Annotated in this window: 13 protein-coding genes; 10 read left to right on the top strand and 3 right to left on the bottom strand. The window is 52.8% G+C overall.

All coding sequences use genetic code 11. The features are described 5' to 3' along the window. The first annotated feature begins 7 nt into the window (after positions 1 to 7). The 8 genes from ispG (at position 8) to OGY68_RS20835 (ending at position 9,181) form a co-directional block, all read left to right on the top strand. The gene (gene ispG / locus OGY68_RS20800; protein WP_003037720.1) at positions 8 to 1,126 is read left to right on the top strand and encodes a flavodoxin-dependent (E)-4-hydroxy-3-methylbut-2-enyl-diphosphate synthase; all 1,119 of its coding nucleotides are present in this window, start codon (positions 8 to 10) and stop codon (positions 1,124 to 1,126) included. A gap of 110 nt (positions 1,127 to 1,236) precedes the next feature. After that, a complete protein-coding gene (gene hisS / locus OGY68_RS20805) occupies positions 1,237 to 2,511 on the top strand; it encodes a histidine--tRNA ligase (RefSeq protein ID WP_003835173.1) in 1,275 nt (424 codons plus the stop codon). A 13-nt stretch (positions 2,512 to 2,524) separates the two neighbouring features. Further along, positions 2,525 to 3,145 (top strand): YfgM family protein, encoded by a 621-nt coding sequence (locus OGY68_RS20810; protein ID WP_003835172.1) that lies wholly within the window; start codon positions 2,525 to 2,527, stop codon positions 3,143 to 3,145. 10 nt (positions 3,146 to 3,155) lie between these two features. Next, complete coding sequence (gene bamB, locus OGY68_RS20815; RefSeq protein WP_008785453.1) at positions 3,156 to 4,334, top strand: outer membrane protein assembly factor BamB; 1,179 nt, start codon at positions 3,156 to 3,158, stop codon at positions 4,332 to 4,334. A gap of 118 nt (positions 4,335 to 4,452) precedes the next feature. Beyond that, positions 4,453 to 5,925 carry a ribosome biogenesis GTPase Der gene (gene der / locus OGY68_RS20820; protein ID WP_003835168.1) on the top strand — a complete coding sequence of 491 codons (1,473 nt, stop codon included), beginning with the start codon at positions 4,453 to 4,455 and terminating at the stop codon, positions 5,923 to 5,925. A 300-nt stretch (positions 5,926 to 6,225) separates the two neighbouring features. Beyond that, entirely contained in the window at positions 6,226 to 7,767 is a 1,542-nt protein-coding gene (locus tag OGY68_RS20825; RefSeq protein WP_048225012.1) for a peptide MFS transporter, read from the top strand. Between the two features lie 63 nt (positions 7,768 to 7,830). Continuing rightward, a complete protein-coding gene (locus OGY68_RS20830) occupies positions 7,831 to 8,913 on the top strand; it encodes a Gfo/Idh/MocA family oxidoreductase (RefSeq protein ID WP_286617523.1) in 1,083 nt (360 codons plus the stop codon). 52 nt (positions 8,914 to 8,965) lie between these two features. After that, positions 8,966 to 9,181 carry a zinc ribbon domain-containing protein gene (locus OGY68_RS20835; RefSeq protein ID WP_003835160.1) on the top strand — a complete coding sequence of 72 codons (216 nt, stop codon included), beginning with the start codon at positions 8,966 to 8,968 and terminating at the stop codon, positions 9,179 to 9,181. On the opposite strand, the gene xseA is transcribed toward OGY68_RS20835, so the two are convergent. Continuing rightward, positions 9,178 to 10,551 (bottom strand): exodeoxyribonuclease VII large subunit, encoded by a 1,374-nt coding sequence (xseA, locus tag OGY68_RS20840; RefSeq protein ID WP_057068022.1) that lies wholly within the window; start codon positions 10,549 to 10,551, stop codon positions 9,178 to 9,180. The genes OGY68_RS20835 and xseA overlap by 4 nt on opposite strands. 160 nt (positions 10,552 to 10,711) lie before the next feature. Here xseA and guaB point away from each other — a divergent pair, with 160 nt between their 5' ends. Further along, the gene (gene guaB, locus OGY68_RS20845) at positions 10,712 to 12,178 is read left to right on the top strand and encodes an IMP dehydrogenase (protein ID WP_003037756.1); all 1,467 of its coding nucleotides are present in this window, start codon (positions 10,712 to 10,714) and stop codon (positions 12,176 to 12,178) included. A 63-nt stretch (positions 12,179 to 12,241) separates the two neighbouring features. Beyond that, complete coding sequence (gene guaA / locus OGY68_RS20850; RefSeq protein WP_048216398.1) at positions 12,242 to 13,819, top strand: glutamine-hydrolyzing GMP synthase; 1,578 nt, start codon at positions 12,242 to 12,244, stop codon at positions 13,817 to 13,819. A 121-nt stretch (positions 13,820 to 13,940) separates the two neighbouring features. Here guaA and mscS read toward each other — a convergent pair whose 3' ends face one another. Continuing rightward, positions 13,941 to 14,819, bottom strand: a complete 879-nt coding sequence (gene mscS / locus OGY68_RS20855; RefSeq protein WP_057069350.1) for a small-conductance mechanosensitive channel MscS — start codon at positions 14,817 to 14,819, stop codon at positions 13,941 to 13,943. Positions 14,820 to 15,184: 365 nt separating this feature from the next. After that, positions 15,185 to 15,388 (bottom strand): YfgG family protein, encoded by a 204-nt coding sequence (locus tag OGY68_RS20860; RefSeq protein WP_008785446.1) that lies wholly within the window; start codon positions 15,386 to 15,388, stop codon positions 15,185 to 15,187. Positions 15,389 to 15,706 lie beyond the last annotated feature (318 nt).

The following is a 15,706-nucleotide window of genomic DNA, read 5'->3' on the forward strand; positions in this document are numbered from 1 at the left end:
TTTTTTAATGCATAACCAGGCTCCAATTCAACGTAGAAAATCGACACGCATTTACGTTGGGAACGTGCCGATCGGCGATGGTGCGCCCATCGCCGTACAGTCTATGACTAACACGCGTACCACGGATGTGGAAGCGACGGTTAATCAGATTAAAGCGCTGGAACGCGTAGGCGCAGACATTGTTCGTGTCTCTGTACCGACAATGGATGCCGCAGAAGCGTTCAAGCTTATCAAACAGCAGGTTAACGTCCCGCTGGTTGCCGATATTCACTTCGACTATCGTATCGCGCTGAAGGTAGCGGAATACGGTGTTGATTGCCTGCGTATTAACCCAGGTAATATCGGCAGTGAAGAGCGTATTCGCATGGTGGTGGATTGCGCTCGTGATAAAAATATTCCTATCCGTATCGGCGTCAACGCCGGATCGTTGGAAAAAGATCTGCAGGAAAAATACGGCGAACCGACGCCGCAGGCGCTGCTGGAATCCGCTATGCGCCATGTGGATCACCTCGATCGTCTGAACTTCGATCAATTCAAAGTCAGTGTTAAAGCGTCTGACGTTTTCCTCGCCGTAGAATCCTATCGCCTGCTGGCGAAACAGATCGATCAACCGCTGCATCTGGGGATCACCGAAGCCGGTGGCCTGCGTAGTGGTTCGGTGAAGTCCGCGATCGGCCTTGGCCTGCTGTTATCTGAAGGGATCGGCGATACGCTGCGTGTTTCTCTGGCAGCCGATCCGGTGGAAGAGATCAAAGTGGGTTTCGATATCCTGAAATCGCTGCGCATTCGCGCGCGCGGGATCAACTTCATCGCTTGCCCAACCTGTTCGCGTCAGGAGTTTGACGTTATTGGTACGGTTAACGCGCTGGAGCAACGCCTGGAAGATATCATTACGCCAATGGACGTTTCGATCATCGGCTGCGTGGTAAACGGTCCTGGTGAAGCGCTGGTTTCTACGCTGGGCGTGACGGGCGGTAACAAGAAAAGCGGCCTGTATGAAGACGGCGTGCGTAAGGACAGACTCGATAACGACGACATGATTACGCAGCTTGAAGCCCGCATCCGCGCTAAAGCGAGTATTCTGGACGAAGCGCGTCGTATCGACGTGCAGCAGCTTGAAAAATAACAACGTGATGGGAAGCGGCGTGCTTCCCGTGTATGATTGAACCCGCATGGCGCCCGCATTGTTCGGGTTAGCGCTGAGGGTTCATTTTTATATTCATAAAGAGAATAAACGTGGCAAAAAACATTCAAGCCATTCGCGGCATGAACGATTATCTGCCTGGCGAAACCGCCATCTGGCAGCGCATTGAAGGCACTCTCAAAAACGTGCTCGGTAGCTACGGTTACAGTGAAATCCGCTTGCCGATTGTAGAGCAGACCCCGTTATTCAAACGCGCGATCGGTGAAGTTACCGACGTGGTTGAAAAAGAGATGTATACCTTTGAGGACCGTAATGGCGACAGCCTGACGTTGCGTCCTGAAGGGACTGCGGGCTGCGTACGCGCCGGCATCGAACATGGTCTCCTGTACAATCAGGAACAGCGTCTGTGGTATATCGGGCCGATGTTCCGCCACGAACGTCCGCAGAAAGGACGCTATCGTCAATTCCATCAGCTGGGTGTCGAAGTATTTGGCCTGCAAGGCCCGGACATCGATGCGGAGCTGATTATGCTGACCGCTCGCTGGTGGCGAGCGCTGGGTATTTCTCAGCATGTTAGCCTTGAGCTGAACTCAATCGGTTCGCTTGAAGCCCGCGCTAACTATCGTGATGCGCTGGTCGCCTACCTGGAACTGCACAAAGAGAAACTGGACGAAGACTGCAAGCGTCGTATGTACACCAATCCGCTGCGCGTTCTCGACTCTAAAAACCCGGAAGTACAGGCGCTGCTCAACGACGCGCCTGCACTGGGCGACTATCTTGATGACGACTCTCGCGAGCACTTCGCGGGCTTGTGCAAACTGCTGGAATCCGCAGGCATTGCCTACACTGTCAATCAGCGTCTGGTTCGTGGTCTTGATTACTACAACCGCACCGTATTTGAGTGGGTTACCAGCAGCCTGGGCTCTCAGGGCACCGTGTGTGCCGGTGGTCGTTACGACGGTCTGGTCGAGCAACTTGGCGGTCGTGCAACGCCTGCCGTGGGCTTTGCTATGGGGCTGGAACGACTTGTTTTGTTAGTTCAGGCAGTTAATCCGGAATTTAACGCAGATCCTGTTGTCGATATATACCTGGTCGCTTCAGGGGCGGACACGCAGTCGGCGGCAATGACGCTTGCAGAACGTCTGCGCGATGAAGTTCCTGGTGTGAAACTGATGACAAACCACGGTGGCGGCAACTTTAAGAAACAGTTTGCCCGTGCCGATAAGTGGGGCGCCCGCGTTGCACTGGTACTGGGCGAGTCCGAAGTGGCTGACGGTACTGTTGTAGTGAAGGATTTGCGCTCTGGTGAGCAAACGGCAGTAGCGCAGGATAGCGTTGCCGCGCATTTGCGCACTTTACTGGGCTAAGGAGAAGGACAGCGTGGAAATTTACGAGAACGAACACGACCAGGTTGATGCGGTAAAACGCTTCTTTGCTGAAAACGGCAAGGCGCTGGCTGTTGGGATCATTTTAGGGGTTGGCGCGCTGGTTGGTTGGCGTTACTGGACCAGCCATCAGACGGAGTCCGCACGCTCTGCTTCTTTGGCATATCAAAATACGGTGACTGCGGTTAGCGCGGGTAAACCGGACAGCATTCCTGCCGCTGAGAAATTTGCTGCAGAGAATAAAAATACCTACGGCGCGCTAGCTTCACTGGAACTTGCGCAGCAGTTTGTTGACCAAAATGAACTTGAGAAAGCCGCAAGTCAGCTGCAACAGGGCTTGGCTGCGACCAGCGATGAAAATCTCAAAGCGGTGATTAACCTGCGTCTGGCTCGTGTTCAGGTTCAGCTTAAACAGGCTGATACCGCGCTGAAAACACTCGACACCATTAAAGGTGAAGGGTGGACGGCCATTGTTGCCGATCTGCGCGGTGAAGCGTTGCTGAGCAAAGGCGACAAACAAGGTGCGCGTAGCGCATGGGAAGCGGGTGTGAAAAGCGATGCCTCTCCTGCTCTGAGCGAAATGATGCAGATGAAAATCAATAATTTGTCCATCTGAGAGGGACCCGATGCAATTGCGTAAATTACTTCTGCCAGGGCTGCTTTCCGTTACCCTATTGAGCGGCTGTTCATTGTTTAGTGGCGAAGAAGATGTCGTTAAGATGTCCCCATTACCGGTGGTTGAAAACCAGTTTACTCCGTCTACGGAATGGAGCACCTCCGTAGGTAACGGTATTGGTGATTTCTATTCCAATCTTCACCCTGCGCTGGCGGATAACGTTGTCTATGCAGCCGATCGCGCTGGTGTAGTGAAAGCATTGAACGCAGGCGACGGTAAAGAAGTCTGGTCTGTGAATCTGGGTGAGAAAGACGGCTGGTTCTCCCGTGCATCTGCACAGCTTTCTGGCGGTGTAACCGTGTCCGGCGGACATGTTTACATTGGCAGCGAAAAAGCACAGGTTTATGCGTTGAATACCAGCGACGGTACCACCGCATGGCAGACGAAAGTCGCCGGTGAAGCGCTGTCTCGTCCTGTTGTGAGCGATGGCGTAGTTTTGATCCACACCAGCAACGGCCAGTTGCAGGCATTAAACGAAGCTGATGGCGCCATCAAATGGACCGTTAACCTCGACATGCCTTCCCTGTCTCTGCGTGGTGAATCCGCTCCGGCAACCGCCTTTGGCGCAGCTATTGTCGGCGGTGATAACGGTCGCGTGAGCGCCGTGCTGATGCAGCAAGGCCAGATGATTTGGCAGCAGCGTATCTCTCAGGCGACAGGCCCAACGGAAATCGATCGTCTGAGCGATGTTGATACCACGCCGGTTATCGTCAATGGCGTTGTTTACGCGCTGGCTTATAATGGTAACCTGACGGCGCTGGATCTGCGCAGCGGTCAGATTATGTGGAAACGCGAACTGGGCTCGGTGAATGATTTCATCGTCGACGGTAACCGTATCTACCTGGTTGACCAGAATGACCGCGTACTGGCGCTGACCACCGATGGCGGCGTGACGCTGTGGACGCAAAGCGATCTGCTGCACCGTCTGCTGACGTCCCCGGTATTGTATAATGGCAATCTGGTCGTCGGTGATAGCGAAGGCTACCTGCACTGGATTAACGTTGACGATGGTCGTTTTGTTGCCCAGCAGAAAGTCGACAGCTCAGGTTTCCTGACCGAGCCGGTCTCTGCTGATGGTAAACTGCTGATCCAGGCGAAAGACGGTACGCTGTACTCCATTACGCGTTAATCGTCCCGGCCGCTCGCTTTGAAAAACGGCTCCTGGTGCAGGGGCCGTTTTACTGTTTTTAACAACGGGGCAAAAACTGTGCCCGTTGTCTGATGATTTTTTAAATGAGGCTTTAAACATGGTACCTGTGGTCGCGCTTGTCGGGCGCCCTAACGTTGGCAAATCCACGTTATTTAACCGTCTAACTCGCACCCGAGATGCGCTGGTTGCGGATTTCCCGGGTCTGACTCGTGACCGTAAGTACGGTCGTGCGGAAATTGAAGGCCGTGAGTTTATCTGTATTGATACCGGCGGTATTGATGGCACCGAAGACGGTGTTGAAACCCGTATGGCGGAACAGTCGCTGTTGGCTATCGAAGAAGCAGACGTTGTGCTGTTCATGGTGGATGCGCGTGCTGGCCTGATGCCAGCGGATGAAGCTATTGCTAAACATCTGCGTTCGCGCCAGAAACCGACGTTCCTGGTCGCCAACAAAACTGACGGACTCGATCCTGACCAGGCGGTTGTTGATTTCTACTCATTGGGTCTGGGTGAAATTTATCCGATCGCGGCGTCCCATGGTCGTGGTGTTCTCAGCCTGCTGGAGCATGTTCTGCTGCCGTGGATGGATGACGTTGCTCCTCAGGAAGAAGTGGATGAAGACGCAGAATACTGGGCGCAGCTTGAAGCCAAAGAAAACGGCGAAGAAGAGCCTGAGGACGATTTCAACCCGCAGGATTTGCCGATTAAACTGGCAATCGTCGGCCGTCCGAACGTAGGTAAGTCCACGCTTACTAACCGTATTCTCGGCGAAGACCGCGTGGTGGTTTACGACATGCCGGGAACCACGCGTGACAGTATTTATATTCCGATGCAGCGCGATGAACGCGAATATGTGCTCATCGATACCGCGGGCGTGCGTAAGCGCGGCAAAATTACCGAAGCGGTAGAAAAATTCTCAGTAATCAAAACGCTGCAGGCAATTGAAGATGCCAACGTGGTGATGCTGGTGATTGACGCGCGTGAAGGGATTTCCGATCAGGACCTGTCGCTGCTGGGCTTTATCCTCAATAGTGGGCGCTCACTTGTTATCGTTGTGAACAAGTGGGATGGCCTGACGCAGGAAGTAAAAGAGCAGGTCAAAGAGACGCTGGACTTCCGTCTGGGCTTTATTGATTTTGCGCGCGTACACTTTATCTCAGCTCTGCACGGTAGCGGCGTGGGTAACCTGTTTGAATCGGTCCGTGAAGCATACGATAGCTCTACACGTCGCGTGAGCACCGCGATGCTGACGCGCATCATGACCATGGCAGTAGAAGATCATCAGCCGCCGCTGGTGCGTGGTCGTCGTGTGAAGCTGAAATATGCCCACGCTGGTGGTTATAACCCGCCAATCGTGGTGATTCACGGCAACCAGGTCAAAGACCTGCCGGATTCCTACAAGCGCTATCTGATGAACTATTTCCGCAAGTCTTTGGACGTAATGGGGACGCCGATCCGTATTCAGTTCAAAGAAGGGGAGAACCCGTTTGCGAACAAACGTAATACATTGACGCCGACTCAGATGCGTAAGCGTAAGCGTTTGATTAAGCACATCAAAAAAAGCAAGTAACTGTTGCTGATGCAGATAAAAACTCGCGCTTGTCGCGGGTTTTTTTTCGTCTGCCCATTGCTGATCTCCCCCTGTGTAAAGTCAATCACTATTCGTTTTTTGCCAAGTTTAAATCTAAGAAAGTAGACATTTGTCGAGTTTTCATCTTAAAGTCCGGGGGCTGGTACTAGACAAAACTAGCCTTAGGTTATCAAATGGTTAAATAACTTTTCGCCGCATGTAAAAAATCGGTCAGATACGTAACTGGCTGGCGTACATCGCGGTGTTTACACGCACGACGACATAACTTTCGGGAGAATTATGCAATCCTCTGTTAATCAAAAAGAAAGCCGAACTTTCTTCGGTCATCCTTACCCGCTCGGCTCGCTGTTCTTCACAGAGATGTGGGAGCGCTTCTCGTTTTACGGCATTCGCCCGTTACTGATCCTGTTTATGGCTGCTACCGTTTATGACGGCGGCATGGGGCTGGCGCGTGAAAATGCCTCGGCGATTGTGGGTATCTTTGCCGGTACGATGTATCTCGCCGCGTTGCCTGGTGGCTGGCTGGCGGATAACTGGCTCGGCCAACAGAAAGCGGTGTGGTACGGTTCCATTTTGATTGCGCTCGGTCACTTGTCGATCGCGCTCTCGGCCATTATGGGGAACAACCTGTTCTTTATCGGCCTGATGTTTATCGTGCTCGGTTCTGGTCTGTTTAAAACCTGTATCTCAGTGATGGTTGGCACGCTGTATAAAAAAGGCGATGCGCGTCGCGACGGCGGCTTCTCGCTGTTCTATATGGGCATCAATATGGGATCGTTTATCGCGCCGCTGATCTCCGGCTGGCTGATTAAATCCCACGGTTGGCACTGGGGCTTTGGCATCGGTGGTATCGGGATGCTGGTGGCATTGATCATCTTCCGTGTGTTTGCCGTTCCATCGATGAAACGTTATGACAGCGAAGTGGGTCTGGACTCAACCTGGAACAGCCCGGTAGTGAAACGTAACGGTGTGGGCGCGTGGCTGCTGGCGCTGGCCGTCGGCGTAGCCGTTATCGTTACGCTGATTGCGCAGGGCGTGATTGTGATAAATCCGGTCGCGGTTGCCAGCATACTGGTATACGTGATTGCAGCCTCCGTTGCCTTGTACTTTATCTACCTGTTCATCTTTGCCGGTTTGAACCGTAAAGAGCGCGCCAGACTGCTGGTCTGCTTTATCCTGCTGGTTTCCGCCGCGTTCTTCTGGTCTGCATTTGAGCAGAAGCCAACATCATTCAACCTGTTCGCTAACGACTACACTAACCGTATGATCGGCGATTTTGAAATCCCGGCGGTCTGGTTCCAGTCGATAAACGCACTGTTTATCATTCTGCTGGCACCGGTATTCAGCTGGGCGTGGCCGAAACTGGCGAGCATGAATATTCGCCCGAGCAGCATCACCAAGTTCGTTATCGGTATTCTCTGTGCCGCTGCAGGCTTTGGTCTGATGATGCTGGCAGCGCAAAACGTTCTCAGTAACGGTGGCGCAGGCGTCTCCCCATTCTGGCTGGTGGGCAGTATCCTGATGCTGACGCTTGGTGAGTTGTGCCTGAGCCCGATCGGTCTGGCGACCATGACGCTGCTGGCCCCGGAAAGAATGCGCGGGCAGATGATGGGCCTGTGGTTCTGCGCCAGTGCACTGGGTAACCTGGCCGCAGGTCTGATTGGTGGTCATGTGAAGGCCGACCAACTGGATATGCTGCCGGATCTCTTCGCTCGCTGCTCGATTGCGTTGCTTATCTGCGCTGCGGTACTGATCGTCCTCATTGTGCCGATCCGTCGCATGCTGGAGAATACGCAAACTAAACCGGCTACTAGCGCCTGATAACACCTCGATTGTGCCGGGGCAGACGTGATGTCCCGGCCAATTCATTTACGAGGTGAGAACATGCTGTTAGGGTTTGTTGGGCTTGGCGCAGTCGTTGAAACGGCATACTTGCCCGCATTGCGTAAACTTTACGGTGATTCCCTGTGCTGTGTGGGATTTGACGTGCAACCCGCAAAACAGCCCGCTGGTGTGACACGCTGTGCATCGCTCGCTGAACTTCTTGCAACACCGCTTGATACCCTGTTTATCACCACCGCATCCCTGCATCATCTCGATGTGCTTGAACAGGCGCTGGCCGCTCCCATCGCACGAATCGTGGTTGAAAAACCGATTGTTGCCACGCTTTCCCAAATTGAAAAACTGAAAACGCTGCTGGAGCCACCCGACGCTGCCGACCGTGTGCTGGCGCTCGACCACTGGATGGCGCGCAATGGCGCAATGCAGCTGGCATTGGGAAAACTCGGTGCGCAGTGGCAGGGCGATAACCCACAACAGGCACTTGTCTCTCACTTTTCAGACGTTGTTAAAATCGACGGTTTTTTGCAGGAGCCGAGCGGATATAACGCTACAGGAGAGCCGATCGCGCTCAACTTTGCCACTGGTGAGCCAGATACGCGTGAGCTTCGCCACCCGGACGGTGTGATTCTGGACATTGGCACACACGTACTGGCCATGCTGCGTGAAACAGTGCGTTACCTGGGCGGTAATGACAGCATGACCCTGCAGGTGAATAGCGCTAAAGACCGTCTGGGACGTAACATCATCCAGGGTGACCTGACCACGGCTGAAGGAGAGGCGCATCTGCAAGGACTGATTAGCGGTGTACCGTTGGATATCTGGCTGAATAAATACGCGGGGCCTGCTGGTGGACAAAAAGGTCTGCGCCTTTATCTGCGTGATGGGCGTATCATCAGCTACGACCGACGGGGTGCCGATGATGTGCTCGAATTGATTGACGGTGATGTTGTGCAACGTTGGTGTCTGCCTGGTACGATTTATGCCCATTGTCTGGCGGAACATATTCTGGGGACGCAAAGTCTGTTTGAACGCAGCCCGCAGGAGGTGAGCCGCACGACGCAGCGCAGGCTGGATGAGGTAGAACGATTACTGATCCTACAGCAACAGTTGCGTGGTTCACACTAAGCGTATCATGGTAAAATTAGCGCAGAATTGAACGCCATTTAAAGGAGTCACCATGTCGATGACCTGCCCGGATTGTCATGCAGAACTGGAACCACAAAACGGTGTGGCACACTGTGAAAACTGTAAAAAAGATATTCCGTTAGAAGCGCGCTGCCCGGAGTGCCATCAGCCACTCCAGGTGTTAAAAGCCTGCGGTGCGGTGGATTACTTCTGTCAGAATGGTCATGGTCTGATTTCGAAGAAACGTGTGGAGTTTGTGCCGGTTTAATCTGGCTTTTTCTTACGCGTTTTCTTTGCCGTCGTTACGCCTTTCACTTCGCTCTCTACCCAGCCGTCTGACAGGCGGGTAGTGAGCACATCACCGGTTTTTACCTGTTTGGTCTGCTTCAGCACTTTGCCGTCGGTCGCGGTAGTGACGCTATAGCCGCGAGCGAGCGTCGAGAGAGGACTCACCGCTTCAAGATGCGTCACCACATTACCGAAGCGTTCTCGCTGTGCACTTAAACGCGCGCGGATATTCTCTGCCAGACGGTACTCCAGTTGCTGAATACGGGTTTGCGCCCGATAAATGCGCGGCTGTGGGTTTTGCTGGCTCAGGCGTTGACTTACGCGCTGTTGGCGCTGATTGGCCTGCTTAATCTTATTCTCAAGGGCGAAATTCATCCTCTGACGCAGCCGCTCCAACACGGTCTGCTGACGGGCCAGACGCAGTTGCGGATGTTGCTGTTGCAAACGGTGATGAAGCTGGGTAAAGCGACGAGTACGGTTGGCGATGTAGTAGTCCATCGCCATCTCCAGACGCTGCTGGCCATGCTGAATTTGACGCAGCAGTTCCAGTTGATTGCGGCTAACAATTTCCGCCGCTGCTGATGGCGTAGGCGCCCGTAAATCTGCAATAAAATCGGCAATAGTGACATCTGTTTCGTGGCCGACGGCGCTTACTACCGGAATGCGGCTGACAAAGATTGCCCGTGCTACGCGTTCGTCGTTAAAACTCCACAAATCTTCCAGAGAACCGCCGCCGCGCCCGACGATAAGCACATCGCACTCGCCCCGCGCGTTCGCCAGCTCAATGGCGCGAACGATCTGTCCTGGCGCATCGTCGCCCTGGACCGCGGTCGGGTAGATAATAACGGGCAGGGATGGGTCACGGCGCTTCAGCACGTGGAGAATGTCGTGCAGCGCAGCCCCGGTTTTCGAGGTAATGACCCCAACGCAGTGAGCCGGAGAGGGTAGTGATTTTTTGAACTGCTGATCGAATAGCCCTTCAGCCTGCAGTTTGGCTTTGAGTTGCTCATATTTTTGCTGCAACAAGCCTTCACCAGCTGGCTGCATGCTCTCAACAATTATCTGATAGTCGCCACGCGGTTCGTACAACGTAATGTTGGCGCGTACCAGGACCTGCTGACCGTGCTGCGGGCGGAACGTTACCCGTCGATTGCTGTTGCGAAACATCGCGCAGCGTACCTGGGCGGTGTCATCTTTGAGCGTGAAATACCAGTGACCGGAGGACGGCTGAGTGAAATTCGAGATTTCACCGCTGATCCAAACTTGTCCCATTTCCTGCTCAAGCAGCAAACGAACCGTCTGATTAAGGCGGCTTACGGTAAAAATTGAGGTGGTCTGAGAGGATAACATGTGAGCGGGATCAAATTCTAAATCAGCAAGTTATTCAGTCGAAAGTAACATGCTCACAGAGGAGCGCAAGGTTTTTTTGCAAAAAAGTGTGGATGCAATCGGTTACGCTCTGTATAATGCCGCGGCAATATTTAATAACCTCCCAGGTGAGATATTGCCCATGCTACGTATCGCAAAAGAAGCCCTGACGTTTGACGACGTCCTCCTCGTTCCCGCTCATTCTACCGTTCTGCCGAATACTGCTGACCTCAGCACCCAGTTGACGAAAACCATTCGCCTGAACATTCCTATGCTCTCCGCAGCAATGGACACCGTGACGGAAGCGCGCCTGGCAATTGCCCTGGCCCAGGAAGGCGGCATCGGTTTTATCCACAAAAACATGTCCATCGAGCGCCAGGCTGAAGAAGTTCGCCGCGTGAAGAAACACGAATCTGGCGTGGTAACTGACCCACAGACCGTACTGCCAACCACTACTCTGCGCGAAGTGAAAGAACTGACCGAGCGTAACGGCTTTGCTGGCTACCCGGTAGTGACTGAAGATAACGAACTGGTCGGCATCATCACCGGCCGTGACGTGCGTTTTGTGACTGACCTGAACCAGCCGGTTAGCGTATATATGACGCCAAAAGAGCGTCTGGTGACCGTTCGTGAAGGCGAAGCGCGCGATGTCGTTTTTGCCAAAATGCACGAAAAACGCGTTGAGAAAGCGCTGGTTGTTGATGACAGCTTCCACCTGCTCGGCATGATCACCGTAAAAGATTTCCAGAAAGCAGAACGTAAACCTAACGCCTGTAAAGACGAGCATGGTCGTCTGCGCGTTGGTGCAGCGGTAGGTGCTGGCGCAGGTAACGAAGAGCGTGTAGACGCGCTGGTTGCCGCTGGCGTAGACGTTCTGCTGATTGACTCCTCTCACGGCCACTCTGAAGGCGTTCTGCAGCGTATCCGTGAAACTCGCGCTAAATATCCTGACCTGCAGATCATCGGCGGTAACGTTGCTACGGGCGCAGGTGCTCGCGCGCTTGCTGAAGCTGGCTGTAGCGCAGTTAAAGTGGGTATCGGCCCTGGCTCCATCTGTACTACCCGTATCGTGACCGGCGTCGGTGTTCCGCAGATCACTGCCGTTTCTGATGCCGTTGAAGCGCTGGAAGGCACCGGTATTCCGGTTATCGCCGACGGCGGTATTCGTTTCTCCGGCGACATCGCTAAAGCGATTGCTGCTGGTGCTGCCGCAGTGATGGTTGGCTCCATGCTGGCGGGTACTGAAGAATCCCCGGGCGAAATCGAACTGTACCAGGGCCGTTCTTACAAATCTTACCGCGGTATGGGTTCTCTGGGCGCGATGTCCAAAGGGTCTTCTGACCGTTACTTCCAGAGCGATAACGCTGCTGACAAACTGGTCCCGGAAGGTATCGAAGGTCGCGTTGCCTATAAAGGTCGCCTGAAAGAGATCATTCACCAGCAGATGGGCGGCCTGCGCTCCTGTATGGGTCTGACCGGCTGTGGTACTATCGACGCGCTGCGAACGAAAGCAGAGTTTGTACGCATCAGCGGTGCGGGTATTCAGGAAAGTCACGTTCACGATGTGACCATCACCAAAGAGTCCCCTAACTACCGCATGGGCTCCTGATAAGTTTCCGCGCCCGGCTATATGCCGGGCGAATTTGTTTCACTTGCCTCGGAATTAGCGTCAATGACAGACAATATTCATAAACATCGCATTCTCATCCTCGATTTCGGCTCGCAGTACACTCAGCTGGTTGCACGTCGCGTACGTGAACTGGGCGTCTACTGTGAACTGTGGGCATGGGATGTTACGGAAGCACAAATTCGCGAATTCAACCCAAGCGGTATCATTCTTTCCGGTGGTCCGGAAAGTACCACCGAAGAAAACAGCCCGCGTGCGCCGGAATACGTTTTCAACGCGGGCGTGCCGGTGTTCGGCGTGTGCTACGGCATGCAGACCATGGCAATGCAACTCGGTGGTCATGTTGAAGGTTCTAACGAACGTGAATTCGGCTATGCGCAGGTTGAAGTTCAGACCGACAGCGCGCTTGTCCGCGGTATTGAAGACTCCCTGACCGCAGACGGCAAACCGCTGCTGGACGTGTGGATGAGCCACGGCGACAAAGTGACCGCCATTCCGGAAGGTTTCGTGACCGTTGCCAGCACCGACAACTGCCCGTTCGCTATCATGGCGCACGAAGAAAAACGCTTCTACGGCGTGCAGTTCCACCCGGAAGTTACCCACACACGTCAGGGTATGCGCATGCTGGAGCGTTTTGTGCGCGACATCTGCCAGTGTGAAGCGCTGTGGACGCCGGCAAAAATTATCGATGACGCCGTTGCCCGCATTCGTGAGCAGGTTGGCAATGATAAAGTTATCCTCGGTCTGTCCGGCGGCGTTGACTCCTCCGTGACCGCGATGCTGCTGCACCGTGCTATCGGCAAAAACCTGACCTGCGTGTTCGTCGACAACGGTCTGCTGCGTCTCAACGAAGCTCAGCAGGTGATGGATATGTTCGGCGACCACTTTGGCCTGAACATCGTTCACGTGGAAGGCGAGCAGCGTTTCCTGGACGCGCTGAAAGGCGAGAACGACCCAGAAGCTAAACGTAAAATCATTGGCCGCGTATTCGTGGAAGTATTTGATGAAGAAGCGCTGAAGCTGGAAGACGTTAAGTGGCTGGCGCAGGGCACTATCTACCCGGACGTGATCGAATCCGCGGCATCTGCCACCGGTAAAGCGCACGTTATCAAATCTCACCACAACGTGGGCGGTTTGCCGAAAGAGATGAAGATGGGTCTGGTTGAGCCGCTGCGTGAGCTGTTCAAAGACGAAGTGCGTAAGATTGGTCTGGAGCTGGGCCTGCCGTACGACATGCTGTACCGTCACCCGTTCCCGGGACCGGGTCTGGGCGTACGTGTGCTTGGCGAAGTGAAGAAAGAGTACTGCGACCTGCTGCGTCGCGCGGATGCTATCTTCATTGAAGAGCTGCACAAAGCTGACCTGTACAACAAGGTAAGCCAGGCGTTCACCGTGTTCCTGCCGGTTCGTTCCGTTGGTGTGATGGGCGATGGCCGCAAGTACGACTGGGTTGTTTCCCTGCGTGCGGTAGAAACCATCGACTTTATGACCGCGCACTGGGCACACCTGCCGTATGACTTCTTAGGCCGCGTTTCTAACCGCATTATCAACGAAGTGAACGGTATTTCCCGCGTGGTGTATGACATCAGCGGTAAGCCGCCAGCTACCATTGAGTGGGAATAATATCCCTTTCCGTTAGCGGTTTTTGAACCGGTAATATGCAAAAAACCCTCTGTTTACAGAGGGTTTTTTATTGCACGCATTTCAGCAAATACTTCAGGCGCATGTTCTGCAGGAAAGTACGCTAATCGACCAGTTGCAGCTGAGACTGTTGCTGAGGTGCGACATTCTGAATACGCACATCCATCTGTGGATAGGGTAGGTCGATGTGGTTGGCGTCCAGCGCCTCTTTAATGTTTTCCAGCAGATCGTAATAGGTATTCCAGTATTCGATATTGGGCACCCATACGCGCACGTAAAAATTCAACGCTGAAGCGCCCAGTTCGCCCAGACGAACGGTTACCCCACGTTGCTTATCGATGCGGCTGTCCTGCTCGATAATGTGATTAATAACTTGCTTAACCTCTGCAATCCGACTCTGATAACCCACACCAATCACCAGATCGATACGACGAAAAGGGTGACGGGAATAGTTAATGATGTTGTCAGCGATGATCTTACCGTTTGGAATCACCACTTCTTTGCTGTCCGCGGTTAGCAGGGTGGTGGAGAAGATGTGCACCTTTTCTACTGTTCCGGTGACTGCACCAATCTGCACTACTTCTCCGGCGCGAAAAGGCCGCAGGGAAACCAACAGCACGCCAGCGGCAAAGTTGGAAAGCGAGCTTTGTAGCGCGAGGCCAATGGCTAGTCCGGCAGCACCGATGACGGCAATAATGGAGGATGTTTCAATACCGATGCGACCTAATGCGGCGACGACGGAAAAGGCGAGGGTAATGTAACGTACCAGCGCGGTGAAGAACTGAATGATCGTTCTGTCGACTTTACGTTTAAGCAGTAACTTTTCCAGCCCACGAGAGAGCAGACGAGCGATAAATTTACCGATAAACAATAAGATCACGGCGGCAACGATATTCCAGCCGAATTGAATGACAGCATCGCTGTGCCCGGCGATCCACTCAAGGCCGCTTCTTATTTTCGGGAATAATAAAAAACCACTCATGGTATTACCCTGTAGTATTTAAAAATGATAACAATTCAAATAACTATTTAATTTTCATGCGAAATATAAATGCTTGCGTCAGTGATATTTGCTGGTGATATTAATTAGCGTTTATTTGAGCACTGTTTGTCTTTTTATGTCCGTTAAATCGTAACGTAAAAATCAGCGCGAATGGTGCGGTGAAGTGGGATGAAAAGATTGTGCATTTGTGCGAAAAATACGGTCGATTATCTGATAATTAAGCGAGAGAGGGGGAGGGGTGTGTAAAGTTTCATCACTCAAATCCCTTACCGGATGGTTAAATGTCAGGCGATTAGCCATCCGGTAAGGAATCTTAATGCTGGGGATATCACAGGGGCGAGCGATCAATGTTCGTCGGTTTGCGCAGGAGCTGTCTGTTGCGGCTGAGTGGTCTGCTGAGATTCTTTTTTGTCCTGGTGGTGATGCCACGCACCAATGGCGGAGTAGACGAAGCGTCCGAAGAAGAAGAGAAAGCTGATAAGCAGTACGATCCGGATCATGCGACTGTTAAATCGGTGTCGTTTGCGTAGGCTGGTAACCTGGCTCACAAAAGGTTCCTTGTAGTGTACCCAACTGAGGGCGATACTCACATTAAGGCACACTGAGAGGGAATGGTCAATTCTTCCTTATGTAAAATTGCTTCAGTTGTTTTATCTTCTTATGTTATGGAAATTAATATTATTATTTGCATGAATAATGTATTAACGATAAAAAATAATGAAAAGAGTAATAATTGATGAATGAGGGGCATGTTTTTTGATATGTATCAAGCATCACACTTTGCTGACAACTAAAATTGATGAATCATTGTGATGTATTTTACTTTATCGTTTTAAGGTCAGGTGGGATGCCTGTCTGAATACCCC

This window comes from Citrobacter sp. Cpo065 (assembly GCF_030332805.1).
Classification (GTDB): Bacteria; Pseudomonadota; Gammaproteobacteria; order Enterobacterales; family Enterobacteriaceae; genus Citrobacter; species Citrobacter portucalensis.

Excerpts from the sequence above, each read along its gene's own strand:
- mscS (WP_057069350.1), bottom strand. The coding sequence starts at position 14,819 with ATGAGTGGTTTTTTATTATTCCCGAAAATAAGAAGCGGCCTTGAGTGG.
- OGY68_RS20835 (WP_003835160.1), top strand. The coding sequence starts at position 8,966 with ATGTCGATGACCTGCCCGGATTGTCATGCAGAACTGGAACCACAAAAC.
- xseA (WP_057068022.1), bottom strand. The coding sequence starts at position 10,551 with ATGTTATCCTCTCAGACCACCTCAATTTTTACCGTAAGCCGCCTTAAT.
- guaA (WP_048216398.1), top strand. The coding sequence starts at position 12,242 with ATGACAGACAATATTCATAAACATCGCATTCTCATCCTCGATTTCGGC.
- bamB (WP_008785453.1), top strand. The coding sequence starts at position 3,156 with ATGCAATTGCGTAAATTACTTCTGCCAGGGCTGCTTTCCGTTACCCTA.
- OGY68_RS20830 (WP_286617523.1), top strand. The coding sequence starts at position 7,831 with ATGCTGTTAGGGTTTGTTGGGCTTGGCGCAGTCGTTGAAACGGCATAC.
- guaB (WP_003037756.1), top strand. The coding sequence starts at position 10,712 with ATGCTACGTATCGCAAAAGAAGCCCTGACGTTTGACGACGTCCTCCTC.
- der (WP_003835168.1), top strand. The coding sequence starts at position 4,453 with ATGGTACCTGTGGTCGCGCTTGTCGGGCGCCCTAACGTTGGCAAATCC.
- OGY68_RS20825 (WP_048225012.1), top strand. The coding sequence starts at position 6,226 with ATGCAATCCTCTGTTAATCAAAAAGAAAGCCGAACTTTCTTCGGTCAT.
- ispG (WP_003037720.1), top strand. The coding sequence starts at position 8 with ATGCATAACCAGGCTCCAATTCAACGTAGAAAATCGACACGCATTTAC.